Source organism: Haloarcula japonica DSM 6131, assembly GCF_000336635.1.
Taxonomy (GTDB): domain Archaea; phylum Halobacteriota; class Halobacteria; order Halobacteriales; family Haloarculaceae; genus Haloarcula; species Haloarcula japonica.
On record NZ_AOLY01000008.1, the window covers coordinates 24600 to 47402 of the forward strand.

At 65.4% G+C, this 22803-nt stretch carries 23 protein-coding genes; 10 read left to right on the plus strand and 13 right to left on the minus strand.

Going from position 1 to position 22803, the window contains the following annotated elements; all coding sequences use genetic code 11:
- Positions 1-36: 36 nt before the first annotated feature.
- Complete coding sequence (locus C444_RS04970) at positions 37-786, plus strand: 4-phosphopantoate--beta-alanine ligase (protein WP_004591343.1); 750 nt, start codon at positions 37-39, stop codon at positions 784-786.
- Complete coding sequence (locus tag C444_RS04975) at positions 783-3335, plus strand: AAA family ATPase (protein WP_004591346.1); 2553 nt, start codon at positions 783-785, stop codon at positions 3333-3335. Before C444_RS04970 ends, C444_RS04975 begins: the two co-directional genes overlap by 4 nt.
- 7 nt (positions 3336-3342) lie before the next feature.
- On the opposite strand, the gene hutH is transcribed toward C444_RS04975, so the two are convergent.
- From hutH to hutU, 4 genes are read right to left on the minus strand one after another with little or no spacing between them, the layout of a single operon-like run.
- Positions 3343-4989 (minus strand): histidine ammonia-lyase, encoded by a 1647-nt coding sequence (hutH, locus tag C444_RS04980; RefSeq protein ID WP_004591348.1) that lies wholly within the window; start codon positions 4987-4989, stop codon positions 3343-3345.
- Positions 4986-6248: an imidazolonepropionase gene (hutI, locus tag C444_RS04985; RefSeq protein WP_004591350.1), complete on the minus strand. Its 1263-nt coding sequence runs from the start codon at positions 6246-6248 to the stop codon at positions 4986-4988. The genes hutH and hutI overlap by 4 nt, the downstream gene beginning before the upstream one ends.
- Positions 6245-7168 (minus strand): formimidoylglutamase, encoded by a 924-nt coding sequence (hutG, locus tag C444_RS04990; protein ID WP_004591352.1) that lies wholly within the window; start codon positions 7166-7168, stop codon positions 6245-6247. Before hutG ends, hutI begins: the two co-directional genes overlap by 4 nt.
- Entirely contained in the window at positions 7165-8913 is a 1749-nt protein-coding gene (hutU, locus tag C444_RS04995; RefSeq protein WP_004591354.1) for a urocanate hydratase, read from the minus strand. Before hutU ends, hutG begins: the two co-directional genes overlap by 4 nt.
- A gap of 81 nt (positions 8914-8994) precedes the next feature.
- Here hutU and C444_RS05000 point away from each other — a divergent pair, with 81 nt between their 5' ends.
- Positions 8995-9639 carry a helix-turn-helix domain-containing protein gene (locus C444_RS05000; RefSeq protein ID WP_004591356.1) on the plus strand — a complete coding sequence of 215 codons (645 nt, stop codon included), beginning with the start codon at positions 8995-8997 and terminating at the stop codon, positions 9637-9639.
- Here C444_RS05000 and C444_RS05005 read toward each other — a convergent pair.
- Positions 9634-11055 (minus strand): YjiH family protein, encoded by a 1422-nt coding sequence (locus C444_RS05005; protein ID WP_004591359.1) that lies wholly within the window; start codon positions 11053-11055, stop codon positions 9634-9636. The genes C444_RS05000 and C444_RS05005 overlap by 6 nt on opposite strands.
- Before the next feature lie 157 nt (positions 11056-11212).
- On the opposite strand from C444_RS05005, the gene C444_RS05010 reads away from it, so the two are divergent.
- The 4 genes from C444_RS05010 to C444_RS05025 all read left to right on the plus strand — a co-directional run bounded on the left by C444_RS05010 (position 11213) and on the right by C444_RS05025 (position 14951).
- Entirely contained in the window at positions 11213-12145 is a 933-nt protein-coding gene (locus C444_RS05010) for a sulfide-dependent adenosine diphosphate thiazole synthase (RefSeq protein WP_004591361.1), read from the plus strand.
- Between the two features lie 131 nt (positions 12146-12276).
- The gene (locus C444_RS05015; protein ID WP_004591364.1) at positions 12277-12765 is read left to right on the plus strand and encodes an HTH domain-containing protein; all 489 of its coding nucleotides are present in this window, start codon (positions 12277-12279) and stop codon (positions 12763-12765) included.
- A 152-nt stretch (positions 12766-12917) separates the two neighbouring features.
- Positions 12918-14096 (plus strand): ABC transporter substrate-binding protein, encoded by a 1179-nt coding sequence (locus C444_RS05020; protein ID WP_004591366.1) that lies wholly within the window; start codon positions 12918-12920, stop codon positions 14094-14096.
- 93 nt (positions 14097-14189) lie between these two features.
- Complete coding sequence (locus C444_RS05025; RefSeq protein ID WP_004591367.1) at positions 14190-14951, plus strand: DUF7001 family protein; 762 nt, start codon at positions 14190-14192, stop codon at positions 14949-14951.
- A gap of 21 nt (positions 14952-14972) precedes the next feature.
- Here the strand turns inward: C444_RS05025 and C444_RS05030 are convergent, their stop codons facing one another.
- Genes C444_RS05030 through dcd form a run of 3 tightly spaced genes read right to left on the minus strand, consistent with a single transcriptional unit; the run spans position 14973 to position 17103 of the window.
- On the minus strand, positions 14973-15623 hold the full coding sequence (locus tag C444_RS05030; RefSeq protein ID WP_004591369.1) for a class I SAM-dependent methyltransferase: 651 nt from the start codon (positions 15621-15623) through the stop codon (positions 14973-14975).
- Positions 15620-16516, minus strand: a complete 897-nt coding sequence (locus tag C444_RS05035; RefSeq protein WP_004591371.1) for a thiamine-phosphate synthase family protein — start codon at positions 16514-16516, stop codon at positions 15620-15622. Before C444_RS05035 ends, C444_RS05030 begins: the two co-directional genes overlap by 4 nt.
- Positions 16516-17103, minus strand: coding sequence for a dCTP deaminase (gene dcd, locus C444_RS05040; RefSeq protein ID WP_004591373.1), 588 nt, complete (start codon positions 17101-17103; stop codon positions 16516-16518). Before dcd ends, C444_RS05035 begins: the two co-directional genes overlap by 1 nt.
- Before the next feature lie 195 nt (positions 17104-17298).
- Between dcd and pth2 the strand changes: the two genes are divergently transcribed.
- The 3 genes from pth2 (at position 17299) to psmB (ending at position 19133) form a co-directional block, all read left to right on the plus strand.
- The gene (pth2, locus tag C444_RS05045; RefSeq protein WP_004591375.1) at positions 17299-17637 is read left to right on the plus strand and encodes a peptidyl-tRNA hydrolase Pth2; all 339 of its coding nucleotides are present in this window, start codon (positions 17299-17301) and stop codon (positions 17635-17637) included.
- 69 nt (positions 17638-17706) lie between these two features.
- The gene (gene psmA, locus C444_RS05050) at positions 17707-18441 is read left to right on the plus strand and encodes an archaeal proteasome endopeptidase complex subunit alpha (protein ID WP_004591377.1); all 735 of its coding nucleotides are present in this window, start codon (positions 17707-17709) and stop codon (positions 18439-18441) included.
- Positions 18441-19133, plus strand: coding sequence for an archaeal proteasome endopeptidase complex subunit beta (psmB, locus tag C444_RS05055; protein WP_004591380.1), 693 nt, complete (start codon positions 18441-18443; stop codon positions 19131-19133). Before psmA ends, psmB begins: the two co-directional genes overlap by 1 nt.
- 57 nt (positions 19134-19190) lie before the next feature.
- Here psmB and C444_RS05060 read toward each other — a convergent pair whose 3' ends face one another.
- The 5 genes from C444_RS05060 to tenA all read right to left on the minus strand — a co-directional run bounded on the left by C444_RS05060 (position 19191) and on the right by tenA (position 22717).
- On the minus strand, positions 19191-19586 hold the full coding sequence (locus C444_RS05060) for a universal stress protein (protein WP_004591382.1): 396 nt from the start codon (positions 19584-19586) through the stop codon (positions 19191-19193).
- Positions 19587-19668: 82 nt separating this feature from the next.
- Entirely contained in the window at positions 19669-19797 is a 129-nt protein-coding gene (locus tag C444_RS22900; RefSeq protein WP_004591384.1) for a hypothetical protein, read from the minus strand.
- Positions 19794-21302, minus strand: a complete 1509-nt coding sequence (locus tag C444_RS05065) for a sodium:solute symporter family transporter (RefSeq protein ID WP_004591385.1) — start codon at positions 21300-21302, stop codon at positions 19794-19796. Before C444_RS05065 ends, C444_RS22900 begins: the two co-directional genes overlap by 4 nt.
- Complete coding sequence (locus C444_RS05070) at positions 21303-22061, minus strand: TenA family protein (protein WP_004591386.1); 759 nt, start codon at positions 22059-22061, stop codon at positions 21303-21305.
- On the minus strand, positions 22058-22717 hold the full coding sequence (gene tenA / locus C444_RS05075; RefSeq protein WP_004591388.1) for a thiaminase II: 660 nt from the start codon (positions 22715-22717) through the stop codon (positions 22058-22060). The genes C444_RS05070 and tenA overlap by 4 nt, the downstream gene beginning before the upstream one ends.
- Positions 22718-22803: the final 86 nt, after the last annotated feature.

A 22803-nucleotide genomic window follows, 5' to 3' on the forward strand; every position in this document is an offset into this window, starting at 1 on the left:
GGACGACTTTAGTACAGGGAGCTACCACCGGAACGTATGAGCGAGGACGTCGACCTCCCTGAGAGCCACCCCCGCTACGAGTCGCTTTTGACCCGCCACCGTATCGAAGCGGGCGTCGACCGCGGTATCACCTCCCGGCAGGGCCTCATTGCACAGGGCCGTGGCGAGGCCTTCGACTACCTGCTGGGTGAGCGCACCATCGACAGCGCCGACGACGCCGAACGCGCCGCCGCGGCACACCTCCTGTCCGCAGACCACGCCGTCGTCTCGGTCAACGGCAACGCTGCCGCCCTCGTCCCCGGCGAACTCGTCGAACTCGCCGAGGTGACCGGCGCTGACCTCGAAGTGAACCTGTTCAACCGGACCGAGGAGCGCATTGAGGCCATCGCCGAGTATCTCCGCGAGCACGGCGCGACCGACGTGAAGGGGCTGACCGCCGACGGCCGCATCCCCGGCCTTGACCACGAGCGCGCGAAGGTCGACGCCGACGGCATCGGCGCGGCGGACGTGGTGCTCGTTCCCCTGGAGGACGGCGACCGCGCCGAGGCATTGGGTGAGATGGGGAAGACGGAACTGGTCGTCGACCTCAATCCACAGAGCCGCTCGGCCGAAGTGGCGACGGTGCCTATCATCGACAACATCATCCGCGCGATACCGAACATCACCGAGCACGCGCGGGACCTCAGGGACGACCCGGACGCCCAGCGAGACGCTATCGACACCTTCGACGCCGACAGCGCTCTGACCGACGCCGAGCGGACGATTCGGGAGGGAGACCTGGAATGAGCCTGCCACCGTACATCTACGCTGACCGTCGGGTACCAGAGGAGGAGACCGTCAGAGAGACGCTCGACCAGCGGACGATGACCGCTTTCGGGGACGTCGAACAGCTTGAACGCCTCCATCGGGTGTTCTACCCGGTGTTCAAGGTCGACTACGAGTACGAGACCGGCAAGGGGAAGCTGCTCGGGACGACGACGAAGTCCGAAACGGCGTTTCTCGACGGTCTCTGGGCGGACAACGACCGGGCAGTCTCGCAGTACGTCGACGACACCGACGCGGTGGTCCGCCGAGCGACCAGCGACTACGACCTCGGCCGTAGCGACCCGGCGCTTGGCCGCTCTGTCCTGCTGCAGTTTCAGGTTACTGACGACGACGCCCGAGCGTTACTGCCCCAGCGCGTCGCGGAGTACCGCGACCAGCGACAGGACGCCGCCTCCGGCACAGCAAACGTGTTCCTGCGGAAACTACGCGAATCCTACGGGCTCCCCGGAGATTTCGACCCCGACGGATTCGACGGCGTGACCGGTGTTGACCGCCTGTATCTCCCCTTCTGGCTCGCCGAGTACCACTCGCCCGACAGCACGGACGTCAAGCTTGTCACCTTCCGGGACCCCGATGCCCCGACCGAGGAGCTACAGCGCCACGGCTGGCTCGCGGAGTTTTTGAGCGCCGAACCCCGCCGGCTGGCCGAGTACGGCTACGAGGTCAACCCCGACCGGCTCGAACGGAACATTCGGGAGCGAATCGACCAGCCCGATGAATCAAGTTCGGCCGGGACGAGCGGCAATACCGACTCGGACAGTACCGACGGCGTGCCCTCGATAAACCGCGAACGCCCCTCGGACGACGGGACGGTGGTCCAGCCCGACGGCGTCGATATGCAGGCCGATGGGCTGGTCGACCCGAATCCGTCCCGGAGTTTCGCCGATGTGGGCGGGATGTCAGAGCTACTGGAGACGCTCAACCACAAGGTCGTCCGACCGCTGCAGGACCCGAGCGCCTTCGAAGAGTACGGCATCGGCGTCGTCAACGGCGTTCTGTTGCACGGCCCGCCCGGCTGTGGGAAGACCCATCTCGCTGGCGCGCTTGCGGGCGAGGTCGACCATGCCTTCATCGAGGTTACGCCGGCCGATGTTACGAGCAAGTATATGGGCGAACCCGCACAGAAGGTCGAGGAACTGTTCCAGATCGCCCGCGCGAACGCCCCGTGTATCCTCTTTATCGACGAGATCGACGGCATCGCTGGCGCGCGTGACGGCGACAGCAACATGAACAGCAGCGAGCAGCAACTGGTGAACCAGCTGCTCACCGAACTCGAAGGAATCGCAGACGAGGATGTGGTGGTGCTGGGCGCGACGAACCTCGTCGAGGACGTGGACGACGCCATCCGACGCTCGGGTCGGTTCGACGAGCGGGTGGAGGTCCCGCCGCCGGACCCGCAAGCGCGCAAGCAGATTCTGGAGATTCACCTGGCCGGCCGACCGACGGCTGCCGATATCGACCTCGACCCAGTCGTTGAGGAGACGGCCGGCTTCGCGGCCAGCGACATCGAGCTCATCGCCGAGGACGCAGCCCGAAAGGCGTTGCGGGCCGACGCCCCAATCGGGACAGCCCACCTGAGACAGGCCGCCAGGGAGACTGACACCAGCATCCCGGACTGGGTCGACCCCGAGATGGTCGCCGAGAACGGCGTCGTCCAGCCCGACGGCGTCGACCTGCAGGCCAGTTCGCTGGTCGAGACCGACATCGGACGCGACTTCGGCGATGTGGGCGGGATGGGCGAACTGAAGGACCGGCTCGAAGACACGGTCCTCGACCCGCTTCAGAACGCCGACGCCTACGCCGAGTACGGCATCGACGTCCTCTCCGGGCTGTTGCTGTACGGCCCGCCAGGCTGTGGGAAGACCCACCTTGCCGGCGCGCTCGCGGGCGAACTCGGACACAGCTTCGTCGAAATCAGCCCCGCCGACGTGACGAGCAAGTGGATGGGCGAGCCGGCCCGAAACGTCGCCGAGGTGTTCGAGGTGGCCCGCGCGAACGCTCCCTGCGTGCTGTTCATCGACGAAATCGACGGCATCGCTGGCTCGCGGCGCGGCTCGATGAACACGAGCGAGCAACAGCTGGTCAATCAGCTGCTAACCGAACTCGAAGGTGCGGCGGCCGAGGATATCGTCGTGGTCGCCGCGACAAACTTCGTTGAGGATATCGACGCGGCGTTGCGGCGCTCGGGCCGGTTCGACGAGCGGGTGGAGGTCCCGCCGCCGGACGCCGAGGCTCGGAAGCAGATTCTAGAGATCCACCTGCAGGACCGGCCTGTCGCCGACGACATCGACTGGGACGCCATCGTTGAGCCGACAGCTGGCTACGCCGCCAGCGACCTCGAACTCGTCGCCGAGGACGCGGCGCGCCACGCTCTGCGAGACGGCTCGGAGATAACGCAGACACACCTCGAAACCGCCGTCCGGGAGACGCATTCGAGCATCGCCGACTGGGACGACCGCGACCGCTATCAGGGGGCTGAGGGCACCGCGGACCTGGGGCTCGGGTCCTGAGGCTGAGTCACTCTAGCGCCTCGTCGAGCGCCGCAGCAACCCGCTCGGTGAAGGCCGGTGACTCGACGAGCGTGCTCGCGGCCTCGATGTCTTCATGGACCGGGCGGTCCGCCGTCAGCTTCGGGACCACTGCACGGACGGCGTCGTAGGCCTCGGCCGACCCGACACCCAGTTCGAGGTCGTCGTCGACGAAGTCGGCGGCCTGCGCCCCACAGCACAGCTCGACGCCGAGAATCGCGGCGGCGTTTCGCGCTGCCTTTCGGGCCAGATAGGCCGACTGCGCGCTCATGCTGACGTGGTCCTCCTGATTCCCGCTGACGGGGGTGTTGTCCATCGAGGGCCGACCGAAGGACCGACATTCGTTCAACAGCGCCGCAGCGGTGTACTGGGCGATCATGTAGCCAGAGCGGACGCCGCTGCGCTCGGTGAGAAACGGCGGCAGGTGTGGCTCCTGTAGATTCGGATTGAGCATCCTGTCGGTCCGGCGCTCCGAGATGGCCGCGAGTTCGGTGAGCGCGTTCGTCAGATAGTCAAGGCGCATGGCGAGTACCGCGCCGTGGAAGTTCCCGCCGGACAGCACGCCCGCGCTGTCGGAGCCGGAGGCCCGGTCGTCGACGCTCACAGCGCTTGCCTCGCTCGCTTCACGTCGGTCGCTCCTGCTCGCTCGGCCCGAGGATTCACTGCGCTCGTCTTCGCTGGGGAACACCAGCGGATTGTCCGTCGCGCTGTTAAGCTCGACCTCGACAGCCTCCCGGAGGTGGCCGACGGCGTCACGGACCGCGCCGTGGACCTGCGGCAGACAGCGCATCGCATAGGCGTCCTGCACGCGGTCGCAGTTTCGGTGGGACTCGACCACGTCGGAGTCGGCCGTCAGTCGCCGGACGTTTCGCGCGCTCGCGGCTTGGCCGGCGTGGGGCCGGACGGCGGTGATGGCTTCATGAGAGGGTACCGTCGAGGAGAGGGTCACCTCCGTCGTGAGCGCACCGGCGATGTCGGCGGCAGCGACCAGTTGTTCGGCGTCGTTGAGGAGTAGCGCGGCGACGCCGACGGTCAGTTGCGTCCCGTTAATGAGCGCCAACCCTTCCTTGGCACGGAGCGTCACCGGTTCGAGGTCGGCTGCGTCGAGCGCCTCGTCGCCAGGGAGTCGGTCCCCCTCGACCTCGGCGTCCCCCTCGCCGATGAGCACCAGCGACATATGGGCGAGCGGGGCGAGGTCGCCGCTCGCGCCGAGGCTACCACGCGACGGGACGACCGGGTGGACACCCGCGTCGAGCATCGCCACTAGCAAATCGACGACGGATTCGCGGATGCCCGAATACCCCTTCGCCAGCGTGTTCGCCCGCGTGACCATCATCGCCCGGACTTCCTCGGTAGTCAATTCCCGGCCGACTGCGGCGGCGTGGCTCCGCAGAAGGTTCCGCTGGAGGTTATCGAGATCCTCGCGTGGGATGCGCTCGTCGACGAGGTCGCCGAAGCCAGTGGTGACGCCGTACACCGCCTCGTCGCTGTCCAGTACGCTTTCGACGCGCTCGCGGGACTCGCGGATTCGCTCGCGGGCGGTCTCGGCAACGGTGACGGTCGCGCCGTTTCGGGCGACGGCGACCACGTCGGCGGGCGTGAGCGACTCGCCGTCGAGGACAACGTCGGCGGTCATGGTTGTATCTCCCGGTGGTATGACTCATGTGTTGGGGTGCTGACGACCGAGCCGTCTTTCAGGACGGTGTCGACGACGTTGGTCCCGTACTGGTACGGAATGTGGACGTGACTCGGCGCGGCAAGGACGACGGCGTCACCGGGCGCACCCTCGCGGAGCGTCCCCAGTCCATCGGTCCTGTCCAGTGCGAGCGCGGCGTGTTTCGTTCCGGCGACCAGCGCTTCGGCCGGCGTCAGTCCCATCTCGACGCAGGCCAGCGACAGCGCAAAGCCCATGCTGTGGCTGTGGCAGTTCGGATTGAAATCCGTCGCCACCGCGACGGGCGCACCACGGTCGCGGAATGCCGCTGCGTCCGCGTACGTTGCGCCGAGACCGAACGCCGTTCCGGGGAGCAACACCGGCGTCACGTCGGCTTCGACAAGCGCGTCAATGTCTTCGCTGGTCGCGTGCAGGAGGTGGTCGGCACTGGCCGCACCCACGTCCGCCGCCAACTGGGTCCCGCCGATGTGGGCCAGTTCTTCGGCATGGACCTTCGGCGTCAGCCCGGCGGCAATGCCTGCTTCGAGGACCCGTCGGGACTGCGCGACCGAGAAGACACCTTCCTCACAGAACACGTCGCAGAACTCGGCAATGCCCTGTGACTCGACCGCTGGAATCTGTTCGTCGACGACCGACGCGGTGTAGTCGTCGGTGTCCCATCCCTCGGGGACCGCGTGTGCGCCCATGAACGTCGGGACCACGTCGACGGGATGGATGTCATCGGCGCTGTCGATAACCCGGAGCATCCGTAGCTCTGTCTCCGTGTCGAGCCCATAGCCGGACTTCACCTCGACTGTCGTCGTCCCGTGGGCGAGCATGGTGTCGAGATGGGCCAGCAGGTTCGACAGCAGCGTTTCCTCGTCGGCATCCCTGACCGCCCGGACTGTTCGGAGGATGCCGCCGCCTTCAGCGAGGATGTCCTGATAGGACTTCCCGCGCAGTTTGGCGGCGAACTCATCAGCGCGGTCGCCGGCGAACAACGCATGGGTGTGCGGGTCGACGAAGCCCGGCACGACGGCCTGACCGCTTGCATCGACAGTGTGGCTGGCGTTCTCTGGCGGATACTCAGCGGTCACCTCCGCCGTCGGACCGACAGCCGCGACCGTGCCGTCAACGATGGCGACCGCGCCGTCCTCGTAGGTCTCCAGCCCGCTGCCATCCGCTGTTGGGCCCGCAACGAGTTCGTCCGCGCCGTAGACCACGGCGTCGAGGGCTGTCATCGGTCACCTCCCAGGCCGCTGAGGAAGTGCGCGATGGCGCGGGCCCCGGCGCGGGCGGTCCGGTTCCCGGTGTCCAGCGGCGGCGCGCATTCGACCACCTCGAACCCGGCGATACGGTCGTCGGACGCCACGCGACCCAGCATTCGGAACAGTTCTCGCGTCGAGAGGCCGCCCGGTGTTGGCGCGCTCACGCCCGGTGCGGCTGTGGCGTCGAGCACGTCAAGGTCCAGACTGGCATAGACAGCGTCTACGTCGCCGAGGGCGGCGAGCGCGTCGTCCACCGCACCAAGGGGATCACTGGTCACCGACTCCGGAGACAGGACTGTCCCACCCTGCTCGGCGAGGTAGTCGTGATACGCTGTCGAGGTTTCGAAGTGGCGCGCGCCGACGACGGCCAGCGTGTCGAGGCCCGCATCGTGGAGTTGACGGTACGGCGTCCCGCTCGTCGGTTCGTCTTGCACGGCGCGGCAATCGAGATGGGCGTCAAAGCTGACCACGCCGACAGTGTCGTCAGACACTAGCGGCGCGGCGTTCGGGAACGTCAGTGAGTTGTCGCCACCGAGAAACACCGGTACCGCGCTCGTTGCATGAACACGGGTCGTTACCGAACGGACGGCGCTCTGGACCCGTTCGACACCGCCGGCCGGAATCTCGATGTCGCCGAGGTCGGCGACTGTGTGGATCGGTCCACGCTCGATGTGATGGGTCTTCGTTCCGCTGAGTTCGCGTCGGAGGGCCGCCGGGCCGGCACGCGCGCCCGGCCGTCCGATGACGGCCCCGTCGTACGGCTCGCCCACCAACACAGCGTCGTACTTGCCAGCGGTCGCGAGCGTGGCCGTCTCGACAACGTCACCGAACTGCTCGTCGTTTGGGTCGCCGGATGTGCCGGTCCACGGCGACGGTACTGTCAGGTCGGTCATCGCTCACGGTTGCGGTCGCGCATCGGGACCGCGACGTCGTTCTCGTCGGCGATGTCCTGTGCGATTTCGTAGCCGGCGTCGACGTGGCGAATGACGCCCATCCCGGGGTCAGTCGTGAACACGCGGCGGGCCTTCTCGGCTGCGAGATCAGACCCGTCGAGGACGACGTGGTTGTTCGTATGGAGTGAGTTGCCGATGCCGACGCCGCCGCCGTCGTGGACGCTGACGATGTCCGCGCCGGCGGCACAGTTCAGCAAGGCGTTCAGGATCGGCCAGTCGGCGACGGCGTCAGTTCCGTCTTTCATCGCCTCAGTTTCGCGGTTGGGCGAGGCCACGCTCCCGGCGTCCAGATGGTCCCGCGTGACGATGACCGGCGCGGAAATCTCTCCGTCGGCGACGAGTTCGTTGATACGGAGCGCGAGGCGGGCGCGCTCGGTCAGCCCGTCCTCGGTCGCGTACCCCAGCCAGCACACTCGCGAGGGAAGCCCCTGGAAGGATACCTGCTCTTGGGCGAGGTCGATCCAGCGATGGAGGTCGTCTTTCTCCGGGAACAGTTCCTTGACTGCGTCGTCGGTTCGATGGATGTCCGCGGGATCGCCCGAGAGCGCGGCCCAGCGGAACGGCCCCTTGCCTTCACAGAACAGCGGGCGGATATAGGCGGGAACGAACCCTGGGAAATCGAACGCGCTGTCGAGGTCACGCTGGTCCTCGACCTGCCCGCGGATGTTGTTGCCGTACTCGAAGGCGATAGCACCCCTGTCCTGCAGTTTCAGAATACCCTCGACGTGTCTCGCCATCGTATCGAGGCTCTCCGCAACGTACGTTTCGGGGTCGCGCTCGCGGAGTCGGTCGGCTTCCGCAACGGTGTAGCCAGCGGGGTAATATCCTTCCAGTTCGTCGTGTGCGCTCGTCTGATCGGTCACTACATCGGGGACGAACCCTATCTCCAGCATCTCCGCAAGCATATCCGCGGCGTTCATGTGGACGCCGATGCTGTAAGGCTCACCGTTCGCCGCGGCCTCCTGTGCGCGCTCGATAGCCGTCGAGAGGTCGTCGGTCTTCTCCTGACAGTACCCCGTCTCGATGCGCCGGTCGATACGATCTTCGTCGACTTCGGCCGCGATGCAGACGCCGTGGTTCATCGTCACTGCAAGCGGTTGCGCGCCGCCCATTCCGCCGAGGCCACCGGTGACGACAATCTTCCCGCGGAGGCCGTCGTTGTCCGGGTAGTGTTTCCGGGCGAGCGCGGCCAGCGTCTCGTAGGTCCCCTGAATGATGCCCTGCGTGCCGATGTAGGCCCACGAACCGGCGGTCATCTGGCCGTACATGATCTGTCCCTTCGCTTCGAGTTCGTGGAAATGCTCCCAGTTGTCCCACTTGCCGACGAGGTTCGAATTGGCGATGAGGACGCGCGGGGCCTTCTCATGGGTCTCGAACCGGCCGACCGGCTTGCCGCTCTGGACGAGGAGGGTTTCGGTGTCGCCGAGTTCACGGAGTTCGTCGACGATGGTGTCGTAAGCGTCCCACGACCGGGCTGCACGCCCAGTCCCGCCGTACACGACCAACTCTTCCGGCTTCTCGGCGACTTCGGGGTCGAGGTTGTTGTTCAGCATTCGCAGCGCGGCCTCCTGTCGCCAGCCTTCACACTCGATATCGGTGCCGGTGGGCGCACCCTGGTACTCGCGCCACTGTTCTGAGGGAGTCCCGACGTCGTGGTCGGTGTCTGGGGTAGACTGCTGTGCCATACCACACCATTAGTAGAGAACCGTGTTAGCAGGTTATCACCGTTCGGAACTGTTTTTATATACCTATGTGAACTGGTGACTATGTACGAGGTGATGTTCCGTGTCTACGGTGACGGGGCCTACGAGACGGCAACCGACGGCACCGGCACGCGCATCGAGCTGTGGTGTAACGACCACAGCGACCTGCTCCACGTTAGCGGCGGAGAGGTCGGGAACGTCATCGAGCAGGTCCGCAACACCGTTGGTATCGGGGAGCGTCTGGAAAACGGCGACGAGCAGGTACTGGTGACTGAGGAGTGTCTGAAAGCACAGCTCGACAACAACGTCGAGCGCTTTCTGGCGAACGAAGGCTGTCTGCTCGTCCCGCCGCTGAAATACGCCAGTGGCGGCAAGCTCGTCCGGGCACTCGGCCTCAGCCCCGACGCACTGGCGAGGGTGTACCAGTCCCTGGCAGGACAGTTCGACGTTACCGTTGAATCGAAACGTGAAATCAGCTCTGTGACCCCGGATGCACCGCTTTTGACCGTCGATGCTATGCTCCCGGACCTGTCGCCGCGGCAGCGTGAGGTGTTCCTGATGGCCTACGAGCAGGGATACTACGAACTGCCCCGCGAGACGACGACGGCAGCTGTTGCGGAGCAGGTAGGCGTAGAGCGCCGAACCGCGGAGGATCATCTGCGGCGGGCGGAGAAGAAACTGGCCGAAGCGCTGGTCGAATTCCTATAGGAGGCCCAGAGCAGCGAGAGCGTGGGTGATGCCGGCGACAAGCGGCACGAGGAGCACCGTTCGCATGATGAACAATGCCACAAGGTCCCGAAACCGGATGGGGACGTCACTGAACATGTCCATCATCATCGGGCCGACGCTGGAGAAGAAGATGAGCTGCGAGACGGCCAGCACGCCGACGAAGAACTTTGCCTTCACTGCCGTCTCAGTCACGAGCAGGACGGGGACGTACATCTCGGTGATACCGACAATGGTCGCCGGCGCGACCACCGCTGCGTTCGGGATCCCGAGCGCAGCGATGACCGGCGTCAGCGGACGACCGAGCATGTCGAAGAGTGGGGTGTGTGCCGAGAGTAGCGTTGCGGCGAGTCCGACAGCGAGGATGGTTCCCAGGATGAGACTAGTGAGCTTCAGGCCATCAACGAAGCCCCGCTTGGCCGCTTGCGCGAACGTCTCGCCTTCCTTGGCCTTCCCGACGGCCTCGCTGACCGCCAGTCGGACGTAATCCGCCGGCGTTCCGGAGAACGCGAGTTCCGGGTCGGGTTCAGCGATGTACTCCTCGGGAATTCTGGAAATAGGCGGCACCCGGACCAGAATAACACCACTGACGACGACACAGAAGAAGTACGCTCCGAAGATGAGTGGGAACTTCGGGAGCATCTCAAGCGTGGCGGCGACGACGCCGACGAAGCCGATAGACACCGTCGAAAAGCACGTCGCGATGGTAAACACGTCGCGCTTGTGGTAGCCACCGGCTTCGAAGACATTGCGGGTGACGTAGAGACCGACGCTGTAGGAACCGACCCACGATGCGAGACTGTCCAGTGCAGCCCGCCCTGGGACTCTGAACAGCGGGCGCATTACCGGCCTCGCGAGCGTTCCGACGAACTCCAGCCCGCCGAGTTCGACGAATATCGTGATGAAGATGGCCCCGATGGGGATGATGACGCCAACGCTGTACACCAGCGTTCCCCACATCAGTCCGCCGGTACTGGGTGTGTGGAGCCACTCGGGACCGAGCTTGAAGAACATCACCGGCGCGATGAGCACGCCGGCGACTCTCAGTGCCCAGAAGACTCCTGATGTCTCGAATGATGACAGGTCGTACCCCGCGACCTCGCCGTCACTGGCCATCGCGACCGTCGTCAGTATCCCGCCGGCGAGGATGATGCCCAGCGAGTAGACGCCGACGACGTCCGGGAACGCCCCGGTTATGTTGCTGACAACGATGTCAAACGGGACTGTAATCTCACCCTGATACGGGACCGGCAGAAGAAAAAATACCCCACCGATGAGAAACGCGATCAGGAACTTCAGCACCGGCCACGCTTCGTATTCGTGCAGGTCGATATCGTCGATGTCTCTTGCTGCTGGTTCAGTGTCGACCGTATACGTGTTGCCTGTTTCGGTAGACATTACCAAACAATACTCTCATTTGATAGTTAGTCCTGAAACCACCGTGTGGAACCATTTATATCAGGGTCATCCACGCCAGCGGCCATGCGCGAGATTCATGCAAGCAGACGAGGCCATCAGAACGACTATGTACCACCAACGAATATCACTAAGTGGTATGAGCAATTCCGATTCATTCGAACAGTTCAGCGACGTCGGCGAAGCAGAGGTCACACGCGCTATCGGGCAGGAATGGACCGAGGAGTTCATGGACTTCTCGGACTCCGATGTCATCATCGTCGGCGGTGGCCCGTCAGGACTGATGGCCGCGAAGGAACTCGCCGAGCGTGGCGTCCAGGTGATGGTCGTCGAGAAGAACAACTACCTCGGCGGCGGCTTCTGGCTCGGCGGCTTCCTGATGAACAAGGTCACGGTCCGCGACCCGGCCCAGCAGGTGCTGGACGAGCTCGACGTCGACCACAAGCAGTCCAAGGACAGCGAGGGGCTCTACGTTGCCAACGGGCCGGAGGCCTGTTCGGGGCTCATCAAGGCCGCCTGCGACGCCGGCGCGAAGATGCAGAACATGACGGAGTTCACCGACATCGTCATCCGTGAGGACCACCGCGTCGGCGGCATCGTGATGAACTGGACGCCGGTCCACGCGCTGCCCCGAGAGATCACCTGCGTCGACCCCATCGCGGTCGAGGCCGACCTCGTCATCGACGCGACGGGCCACGACGCGATGGCTGTCAAGAAACTCGACGAGCGCGGCGTCCTGAACGCGCCGGGCCTCGAAGACGAAGCCAGCGGCATGGACCAGACCGACGACGACACCTACGGTGCGCCCGGCCACGACTCGCCCGGCCACGACTCCATGTGGGTCGGCGAGAGCGAGGACGCCGTCGTCGAACACACCGGCCTCGCCCACGACGGCCTCGTCGTCACCGGCATGGCGACGGCGACCACCTACGGCCTCCCGCGCATGGGTCCGACGTTCGGGGCCATGCTCGTCTCCGGCAAGCGCGCCGCGCAGGTCGCGCTTGATGAACTTGAAGTCGACGCCGACCCCGTCGACGTCACGAGCCGGGACGCCACCCCCGCTGACGACTGAAATCCTCCCACGCCCCTCTGGTCCTTAGACAGTCACTTTTTACTGATTTAGCTGTCCATCTCGACTAGAATATCGCATTAATACAAACAATTATACAAGAGTATGGGGGATATGTTAGTGATTACCAATCAATGTCTGAAGAGATGCAGCGGAGCGACAACCACGGGTCTGACGAGCCAGTCGGCGGTGAGATCGCGGTCCAGCTCTGGAGCCGGCGGCCGGTATGTGGCCCCCGGACGACAGCTATCGACCGTTTCACCGAGCTCGCTGCAACGGGAGTTGTCGATGACTTCGATATCCAGACGTGGCCCGAGGAAATTTCCGTGTCCCAGCGGAGTGAACACGGCGAGGTGCTGGAGACTGTCGACCGGTACGAACAGTGGGCGACCGAACGGGGGCTGAGTCTCCGACCACCGTTCGAGACGCGGACCTCGTCGCTACTCGTCGGCGGCAGTACGGAGGTGCTGCGACTCCCGATGATAGCCGTCGCCGTTTACGCGGACGATGACTTGGTCGGGGTGTACCCGTGTACTGACGGGGAAACAACGTGGTCTGTCACCGATTGCATCAACGCGCTCGCGGCTGAATCGACTGCACTTCCGCACGAATCCGCCCGGTGACGGGCCCTTCGTCGCGGCCCAGTCTGTCACCGTCGGTGTTGTGTCGGAGACCCCCTACCCACTGTGCTTGAACTGCTGACGCATCATACTTTAGGCCAGCCAAAATAATAACGTTTTTGTATTTTTAGGTAAGCCTAAAACATGGCCAACTCATGACAGATGAAAAATCGATCACACGGAGAACATATATCGAAGGCAGTGGGGCAGCACTGCTTGCCGGCGCACTGGCGGGTTGTTCCGAGGACACGACATCTGCCGGCCGAGCGAACGAGTCGAGTCCAGCCATTGAATCGGAAACAGTTGAGAGGTCCGGCACGGTAACAGGCGATTCCTACAACGTTTCCATGGAACCGATGGGTGAGGTCCAGTTCGACGGCCCGCCGGAGACTTGGGTCGCTCTTCTGGGAAGCTACGCCGACATGGGATTTGCGCTCGGCGCGGGCCAGACTATCGGGACGCAACTCCCCTACAGATACGCGACGCACTTCTACGAGGAACTTCCTGACGTTACCTATGATCCCGACTCAGTCACGACGCTGTATCAGAGTGGAAGCGTCGACAAGGAGCGGTTCTACGAGATGGACGCGGACCTCCATTTCATGGAGCCGAACCAGCTCATCTACTGGTACGACTGGGATGAGGCGGATGTCGAAGAGATCGCCGAGAACGTCGCCCCCTTTTTCGGGAATTTCATCCGCCGGCGCAGTGACGACTGGCATCAGAACTACCGGTACTACACACTGTATGAGGCCTTCGAAAAGGTGGCGCAGGTATTCCGGAGAACCGACCGGTTTGCGGCGTTTGAAAGCCTCTACGAGGATTTCATCGGGGATATCACTGGCCGGCTTCCCCCAAAATCGAATCGGCCGCGGTCGCTCTTGGTGTATCCCGCTGACGAATCTGCCACCGCGTTCTACCCGTACCGGCTCTACGAGGGCGGCGTCAGCAAGAAGCAGTTCCGTGATCTGGGCCTGCGAGACGCCTTCGCCGGCTCCGACGTAGCCAACTACTCGGGCGACGGGTCGACGATGGACCTCGAAACGCTGCTCGAAATCGACCCCGACGCCCTCATCGTGCGGGGGCAGGAGCAGAAAACCGACGAGGAATTTCGGGAGTCGGTCGTCGAAAAACTCCAGGCCGATTCGGTCGCAAGTGAGATTACGGCGGTCCAGGAGAACGCGATCCACCGCGGCGGCTACCTGGATCAGGGACCGATCATCAACCTGTTCCAGACCGAACTGGCGGCCCAGCGCATCTATCCGGACGTGTTTACCGAAGACGAACTGTTCGACCGGCAACGGGTCGCCGACATCATCACTGGCGACATCTGAGTAGACCGGCTCACTGTTCGGATAGCCGTCTGTCAGCAGCTGTGAACCGCCGAGACGCAAACGGTATTACTCGGCGGTACCACTGACAAATACATGGAGTCCGTGACGCTGTACCGCGCCCCGACGACGGTCGCCGACGCCGACGCCATCGCCGACTGGCTCGACGTGCGGGTCGACGCCGAGGTTTCCGTCCGGGACCGGTTTCTCTCGCTGCACGGCAACTCGGACCTGGCGGAGCCCTTCGCGGAGGCGCGGGTCCTCTCGCCGTACGACCGTGAAACCGGGAACACGATGCTGGGTATCGTCCGGTACGAGGAGCGAGCGCTGGAGTCGCCAGAGCGGGCCGGCGGTGTCATCTATGACGGGCTAGCGGTCCAGCGGGCGCTCCACGAGCGAATCCCCGAGTCCGAGCGCTCGCTGGACCATCTTCACGTCCCGCTGCTGGACCGCGTCGTCGGGACCTGGGGCGACCACGACGGCCGCTGGCACAAGCGCGTACACGTCCTCGGCCAGCCCGCGGTCGTCTCGGTACCGGGGCTCTACGAGGCCCCCGCAAAGCCCGAGCAGTACTACAAGGAACAGCAGAAACACGCCCTCCTCTCCGGCGGCGCACCGCCTCGTGAGGTGCTCGAAAACGAGGTCGAGGGCGAGTTCCTCGTCGAGGACGACCCGCGGACGACCGACGCACTCAAGGGGTACGTCCTGCAGGCCTACCACTACCTCGACACCGGCGAGGCGTTCTGTGATGAGGAGACCTGCCGGCTCCACAATCCCCACCGCCAGCCCGGCGTCGTCGCCGCCCAGCTCCGAGAGCCCGAATTCTGCCCGGAGCACGCTGAACAGTATCGGCCGTAGCCGTTCGACCCACCACACCCGTCAGGACACGGTCCCACTCAGCAGGCCGAGGTACCCCCCGGCGAAGGTCTCGTAGCGCCTGTCGACCGTCCGCTCGGTGAGTCGCTCGCGGGCCGCCCGCACCCGCCGCTCGAACGCGCTGGCGTGTGACCGCGTCGAGAGCCGCGTCCCTGGCGCGGAGAGGCGGACGAACCCCTCGAACACGAGATTCAACGGCACGGCGAGGGCGCTGGGGCTCCGCTGGAAGTTCAGCAGGGCGACACGGCCGCCGGGGGCGACGCAGTCACACCACGCGTCGACCGCCCCCGCGGGGTCCTCGAAGATGCCGGCGACGAACGTCGCGAGCACGGCATCGGCATCCCGAATCGGCGGGCGGGCGGCATCGGCCTGTACGTAGTGTACGCTCTCGCCCGTCCGCGCGCATCGCTCGCGTGCGTGGTCGAGCATTTCCTGCGTCACGTCGATGCCGACGACCCGGCCCGACGGGCCGACTCGTTCCCGGAGGTGGGGCACGTTCGCGCCCGTGCCACACCCCATTTCGACGACGGTGTCACCGGGTGCAAGCGCCAGCGCCTCCGCCGTTCGAGCGCGCCAGGACGCCACACCGGGGGCACTCGCCAGCCAGTCGTACACTTGTGCCCACCGGCCGTAGAACGACTGCGCGTCGGTCACAGGATTTCGCGGGCGGTTTCGGCGACCGCGACGGCGTCATCGCCGAGCAGGTACACTACCGGTTCGATCCCCATCGCGCCGGTGTGATAGAGCACGTCAGCAGCCGGGTCGTCAGCCAGTGCGGCCGCAACGGCCGGCTCAACGCTCTCCTCGGCGTCGAACTCGACGACGGTGAGGCCCGCGTCTCGGAGCGTGGCCACGACAGACTCGTCGTAGCGGACGTTCAACACCGCGCGGGCGTCGCTCCCGGCGGCCCGCGCCGCCAGCAACAGCGTCGCGACGTGCTCGCTGACGCCGAACTCCGGGTCCGCCGGAATCGTGGCCCGTCCTTTCACGTCGAGAATCCGCCCCGGGACGGCGGCCACATCGTCGATGCTGCCGGCGTCAGGGAGACACTGAACGAGGTTCGACCCCACCGCCGGGATGAGCGTCGCGAACCCGCTGGTGTTTTCCAGCACGCTGAGCCCGCGCCGCACCGACGCGAGCGTCCGTTCGGCCGACCGGAGCTGTGAGTCCGGGTCGTGAACGGCGAACTCGTCGTCGTAATCGCCCAGTTCCGGGACTGCGCCCTCGTGTATCTGTGCCAGCACGCCACCCTGTTCGAGTTCACGGATGAACACTTCCGTCTCGACCAGCGCCTGAACGGAACTCATATCACCATCCGCCAGCCCGTCAGCCAGCCGCTCGACCAACTCTTCCAGCCCGCGGTGGGCCAGCAGGTCCTCGTGGCGCGCCACGTCGCCGTGGACGTACTTCGACACCGCGCTCTGGCTGATTCCCAGCAAGTCGGCGACTTCGGACTGGGTCAGCCCGCGCTCTCTGAGGGCGTCGGCCAGCAGCGAGCGAAACGTCGGCAGGAAGTCGTCGACGACGATCTCCTCGATAAATCGCACTATTGGTCGCCTCCGAACTCTCTGTCTCCCTGTATCTTGCTCGCCTGCGGTCCGGACTGGCCCTGGTACTTCGAGCCGCGCTCGGCCCCGTACGGACGGTCAGCGGGCGTCTTGAGTTCGGTGAACGTGAGCTGGGAGATTCGCATGCCGGGCGTGAGCGCGACCGGTGCGGTGCCGAGGTTCGACAGTTCGAGCGTGATCTGCCCCTCGTAGCCGGGGTCGCACAGGCCGGCCGTCGCGTGCACAACAATCGCAAGCCGACCTAGCGACGAGCGCCCTTCGACGTGGGCGATGAGGTCGTCGGGGATGGCGACCCGTTCGTGGGTCGTCCCCAGTACGAAATCGCCGGGATGGAGAATGAACTCCCCGCCCTCCTCGATGACGGTTTCCTCGACGTAATCAGCGACTTCATCCTCGGAGTTCGGGTGAATACAGGGGATGTTAGCGTGCTGGAACTCCAAGAACTCATGCCCGAGACGGAGGTCGACGCTGGCCGGCTGGATCTGGATATCCGGGTCGTCAAGTGGTTCGACGACGAGGTCACCCTGTTCCAGCCGTCGGAGAATATCCGCATCTGAGAGTATCATGAGAGTGGCGTGTGCGGCCGGAAGCCTAAACTCCCCGATTCTCAGGAGGCCACGACGGGGAGTTCCGCAGGAGGAACGTGCGGACGCTGGAGAGCGTCTCCGGGGTGTGCTCGGCCACGGCGTATGTACTCTGTGGTATGTGCAACCGTGGAGGGAGTCCGACGGGAGTTTAAGTACGGGTGGCCATGTACTCATATGAAGCAGGCTATCGTCGCGCGGGCCGACATCGGCATGGGCGAGGGCAAGCTCGCCGCCCAGGTTGCCCACGCCTCGCTGTCGGCCTACGAGGACGCCGGCCCGAAGCCCCGGAAAGCCTGGAAGGGCGCGGGGCAGAAGAAAGTCGTCCTGAAGGCCACCAGCGAGTCCGAGCTGTTCGAACTCGCGGACGTGGCCGAGCGCGAAGGCCTGCCGCATGCGGTCGTCCGGGACGCTGGCCACACACAGCTCGATCCGGGGACTGTTACGGCACTCGCCGTCGGCCCCGCCGAGGACGAGCTGGTGGACCGCGTCACCGGCGACCTGCCGCTGTTCTGAGGGCAGCGGCCCGCGATACGGTTATATAAGAGCAACCCTAACCTCAGGTGAACAACAACACGATACATTATGCAAGGAAACGAACAACAGGCCTACGACCGCGGGATCACTATCTTCTCCCCGGACGGACGCCTCTATCAGGTCGAGTATGCACGAGAAGCCGTCAAGCGCGGGACCGCCAGCGTGGGGGTCCGCACCGAGGACGGCGTGGTCATCGCCGCCGACCGCCACGCCCGGTCGCCACTCATCGAGCGCGACAGCATCGAGAAGATCCACGAGATCGACTCCCACGTCGGCGTCGCCAGCGCGGGCCACGTGGCCGACGCGCGCCAGCTTATCGACGTTGCGCGCCGGCAGTCACAGGTCAACCGCCTGCGCTACGACGAGCCGGCCTCCGTCGAGTCGCTGACTAAGGAAATCACGGACTACATCCAACAGTACACCCAGACCGGCGGCGCACGCCCGTTCGGTGTGGCGCTGCTGGTCGCCGGTATCGAGGACGGCGAACCGCGCCTCTTCGAGACGGACCCCTCGGGGACGCCCTACGAGTGGCAGGCCGTCGCCATCGGTGGCTCCCGCGAGGACATCCAGTCGTTCCTGGAAGACGAGTACGCCGAAGGGATGGACCTCGAAGGCGGCATCGAACTCGCGCTCCGGGCGCTGGCCTCGGTCAACGAGGACGGCCTCGACGCGACCGGTGTCGACATCGCCACCATCGACGTGGAAAGCGAGCAGTTCGAAAAGCTCGCCGAGGACGACATCGCCGAGCGGCTCGAAGAGTTCGAGCTCGGAGGTGAGGAATAATGTACGACCCCGAGAACCGACTGACTGACGCCTACGATCCCGAAGTCGGCACGCTGCCGAACGAGGACGGCGGCCGCGACGAGGAGAACGTCGTCAAGACCGGAACGACCACCGTCGGCCTCTCGACGGAGAACGGCGTCATCATCGCGACGGACCGGCGCGCCTCCCTCGGTGGCCGCTTCGTCTCGAACAAGCAGGTCCAGAAGGTCGAGCAGATCCACCCGACGGCCGCGATGACGCTGGTCGGCAGCGTCGGCGGGGCCCAGTCGTTCATCCGCTCGCTTCGCGCCGAGGCCGACCTCTACGAGGTCCGCCGCGACGAACCGCTCTCGATTCACGCGCTGGCGACGCTCGCGGGCAACTTCGCCCGCGGCGGCCCGTACTTCGCCATCAACCCCATCGTGGGCGGCGTCGACGAAGAGGGCAGCCACGTCTACAGCGTCGACCCCGCCGGCGGCGTGCTCGAAGACGACTACACCGTCACCGGCTCCGGGACGATGGTCGCGACGGGGACCATCGAGGGGCAGTACGACCCCGAGATGAGCCTCTCCGAGGCGCGTGACCTGGCGATCCGCGCAGTCAACGCCGCGGCCGAGCGTGACACCGGGTCCGGTAACGGCGTCGTGCTTGCCGAAATCACCGACGAGGGCGTCGAGATCGACGCCTTCGATGACTACGAGTCGGCCGAATAACTCGGCTGTCCCAGTTTTCTGCTTCTTTGCGGTCGGTTATCAGCAGCCAGTGGCTACTCACTCCCGCGGCACGACCCGCATCGGGTAGTCAGATTGGCGCATGATGTCCTGCGCGACGCTGCCGAAGATGAGCCGGTCGGTCTGGCTGCGCTTGCGGACGCCGATGACCAGTTCGTCGGCGTCGACCTCCGCAGCGATGTCGAAGATGTCCGTCGCCGGGCTGTTGCCCCGGATTATCTGGTAGGTTTCGACGGACACCTGATCGCCGAGCCGCTCCGAAACGACTTCCAGCGCGGCCTTCCCGTCGGCGACCGTCTCCGATGACGTGCTGTCGCCACCGCGCTGTGAGTTGACCGCGTAGACGCTGTCGTCCGGGTCGAGAACCGTCTCCAAGTACGAACACAGCGTTTCGCTGACTCTCTCGGAGTTCGTCGCGAGCACGAAGGTCTGCATATGCGATGTTCCACACCCATCATGATAAGTATGTGTCTTGTTACCACGATACTGTGTGTATTCAGCTTCTCATGGCAGTCGGCTACTCGGTCAAGACTAGCCAACAGACCGCGAGGAAAACGGTGAGGACGAGCAGTATCGACCCCCAGACCACCGCTCCGAAGGCCGTCGAACCGAGCGCAGCGAGGGTGATGACGGCCGGCGGGGTCATCGCTCGGATCCCCCGTCGGCCACCGGCTCATCGAGCGCACGGACCTCCCGTCCGAGGCTGTCGAGGTCGGCGTCGGCCCCGCCCAGTAGCGTCGCCGCAACCGTGAGTGCAGCCGAGACGAGCGTCGCACCGGCGAAAGCGATTAGGAACGACGGGGCTGGCAGGGCGCTTCCGACGCCCGGCACCGCGGCGACGAGGCCGCGGAGCGACGGGAAGTAGACGAAGCCGACGACCAGGCCCGCGATGCCCGAGACCAACGCGCCCGGGCCGGTGAGCCGCTCGGTGTAGAGGCCGGCGAGGAACGGCACGAAGACGCCGGAGGCAAGCAGGTCGGCCGTCAGGAACAGCTGGAGGACGCTGTACCCCTGCGCGCCGATGAAGATCGCACCGAGGGCGACGGCGACTGTCAGCCCGCGGCCCCCGAGCCAGAGGGTCCGCTGGTCTGGGTCATCGAGCAGTCGAGCGAGGTCCGCGGTGACGACGCTGGCGATGGCGTTGAACATTGTATCGGCGGAGCTCATGACCAGCAAGACGGCGAGGACGACCACAGCGAGGGTCACCCACTGAGGGAACGCCTCGGCGACCACGAGGAAGAAGGCGATGCTCGCGGAGCCGGATTCAGTGAGTCCCAGTCCCGTGGCGGCGATGCCGAACAAGCCGGACAGCAGGAGCATCGGCACGACGACGACGGCGGCAATGCCCATGCCGCGGCGGAGCGCGCCCTCGCCATCGGCGGCGTACACCCGCTGCCAGACGCCCTGGTTCAGCATGTTCGCGCCCAGGAGGGCAAACGCCACGTACAGCCCGAACTCCAGGCCGGGACCGAACGTCGGGTCGAGCAGCGTCGGATCGGCCGACACCACCGTTGCGTGGAACTCGCTCGTCCCGCCCAGCGAGAGCAGCGCGCCGCCGAAACCGACGGCCAGGAGCGGCAGGATGACCAGCGTCTGGACGGTGTCGGTGACGATGCTGGCGAGCAGGCCACCGTAGGTCGTGTAGACCAGGACGAAGCCGCCGATGAGCAGCGAGGTCTGCCAGAGGGGCACGTCCGCGACGAGCGCGAGCGCGCTGGCGATGCCGGTCATCTCCGCGGCGAGGAAGATGAACATGTAGAACACCGAGACGAGCAGGACGAGCAGGTACATCCCCGAACCGAAGCGGGCGTAGGCGAACTCCGTCAGCGAGTGGCCCGCGGGCATCACCTCGCGGATGCGAGCGCCGACCGGAATAAAGAGGAGAAGCGGAATCGCGCTGCCGATGGCGTAGCCCAGCACGGCGGGGAGTCCGCCGAAGGCGGCCCCGGCCTCAGCCGGACTCAGTAGAATCCAGACGCCCATCATCGAGGCGATGACCGTCGCGGCGAGGGTCCCGCTTCCGGCCGAGTCACGGGCCGAGATGTAGGTCTCCACCGAGTCGATGCGGCCGCGCGCGGCGAAGAGACCGACGCCCGTGAACACCAGAACGGTCGCCGCGGTCAAGCCGAGAACGACAGCCGAGGAGACCATCTACGGGCTCACCTCGTGGTCGGCCGTCTCCCCGTAGGCTGTCTCGAAGAACTGCCGTTCGAGCGCGACCGTGCGGTCGAACAGCGACGCCACCCTGGCCTCCCGACGGGGCGAAAGCGTCGGTCCGACGGCGTCGAGTTCGCGCCGTAGCCAGTCGACGAACGCGACGAAGGAGTCGACGGCGTGGAGATCGACCCACTCGGCGAAGTAGAAGGGCAGTTCCATCCCGGTGCTGGGCGGGCCGTCGCTGTCCGGGTCACCGTGCGTTTCCGCGGCCGCCGTCGCCCAGGACTCGTATATCCACTCGGCGGGAACGAGCACGGCGAGCGTCTCGGCGTAGCCGCCCTCGTGCGCGGCGCGACCGAGCAGGTCGATGAACGCCGCCGTCGCCGGCGTCGGCTCGGGGTCCTGCCAACGTGACTCCGAGACGCCGAGCGCGGTAACGGAGCGCTCGAAGTAGTCGTCTTCCTCGTCGGTCACGGTGTCGAGAAACTCGACGAGGCGACGCTTGGACGCCATATCTGGAGCCTGCCCGACCGCGTGGCCGAACGTCCCGACGAGTTCGTCGACGAAGGCGTAGTCCTGCACCAGATACGCGGCGAACGCGTCCTCGTCGAGCGTGCCGGCTCCGAGTTCCTCGACGAACCGGTGCTCGACAGCGGCGTCCCAGTCCGGTTGACTCCGCTCACGGAGCCAGTCGGTGAATCGGGGGTCGGTGACGCGGTCGGCGTAGGCTTCGTACGTCTCGGCCGCGGTCATAGCTCCCATCCCTCCCGCGTGTAGGCCATTTCCCAGAACCGGTGCTCCAGTTTCGCGCTCGTCAGGAACGCGTCCTCCATCACGTCGTGCTGGCCGGGATACCGCTCCCCACAGCGGTCGACGTACGCCCGACACCAGCCCGTCGCCTCCCGGAAGTCCTCGCCCGTGTACATCTCGATGAACGGCGTGTATCGGTGTTCGCCGTCGGCCAGGTCCGCCATGTGCTCCGCGACATCGAGATAGCCCTGCATACAGGGGTACAGCGCCGCGACGATCTCTGCTTCGTGGCCCTCGTAGGCCGTCCGGACGAGGAAGTTCGTGTACGCCAGGCAGGTCGGGGCCTTCTCGGTTGACTCCAATTCCCGTTCCGAGATCCCGTAGTCCGCTGCGAACTCCCGGTGGAGGTCCATCTCGGTGTCGAGCACCTGATGGCCGACGCCCAGCAGGTGCGTCATCGTCGACTCCTCGCGGGCCGTCGCGCCGGCAAGCGCGAACAGTCGCGCGTAGTCCTGCAGGTACCGGTAGTCCTGTGTCACCCAGTGCTTGAATGCCGCCTCGTCGAGCGTCCCGTCGGCCAATTCCCGGACGAACGGGTGGTCTTTCTGTGCGTCCCAGATGTCCTCGCCGATGTCGAGCAGGTGGTCGCTGAACGCCATTGGTAGTCGACACAACAGACTCCGAGGTATTATATTCTGCTAATACAACTTGGTTGTAATTCGGGAAACGAGATAATCTCGGCCGG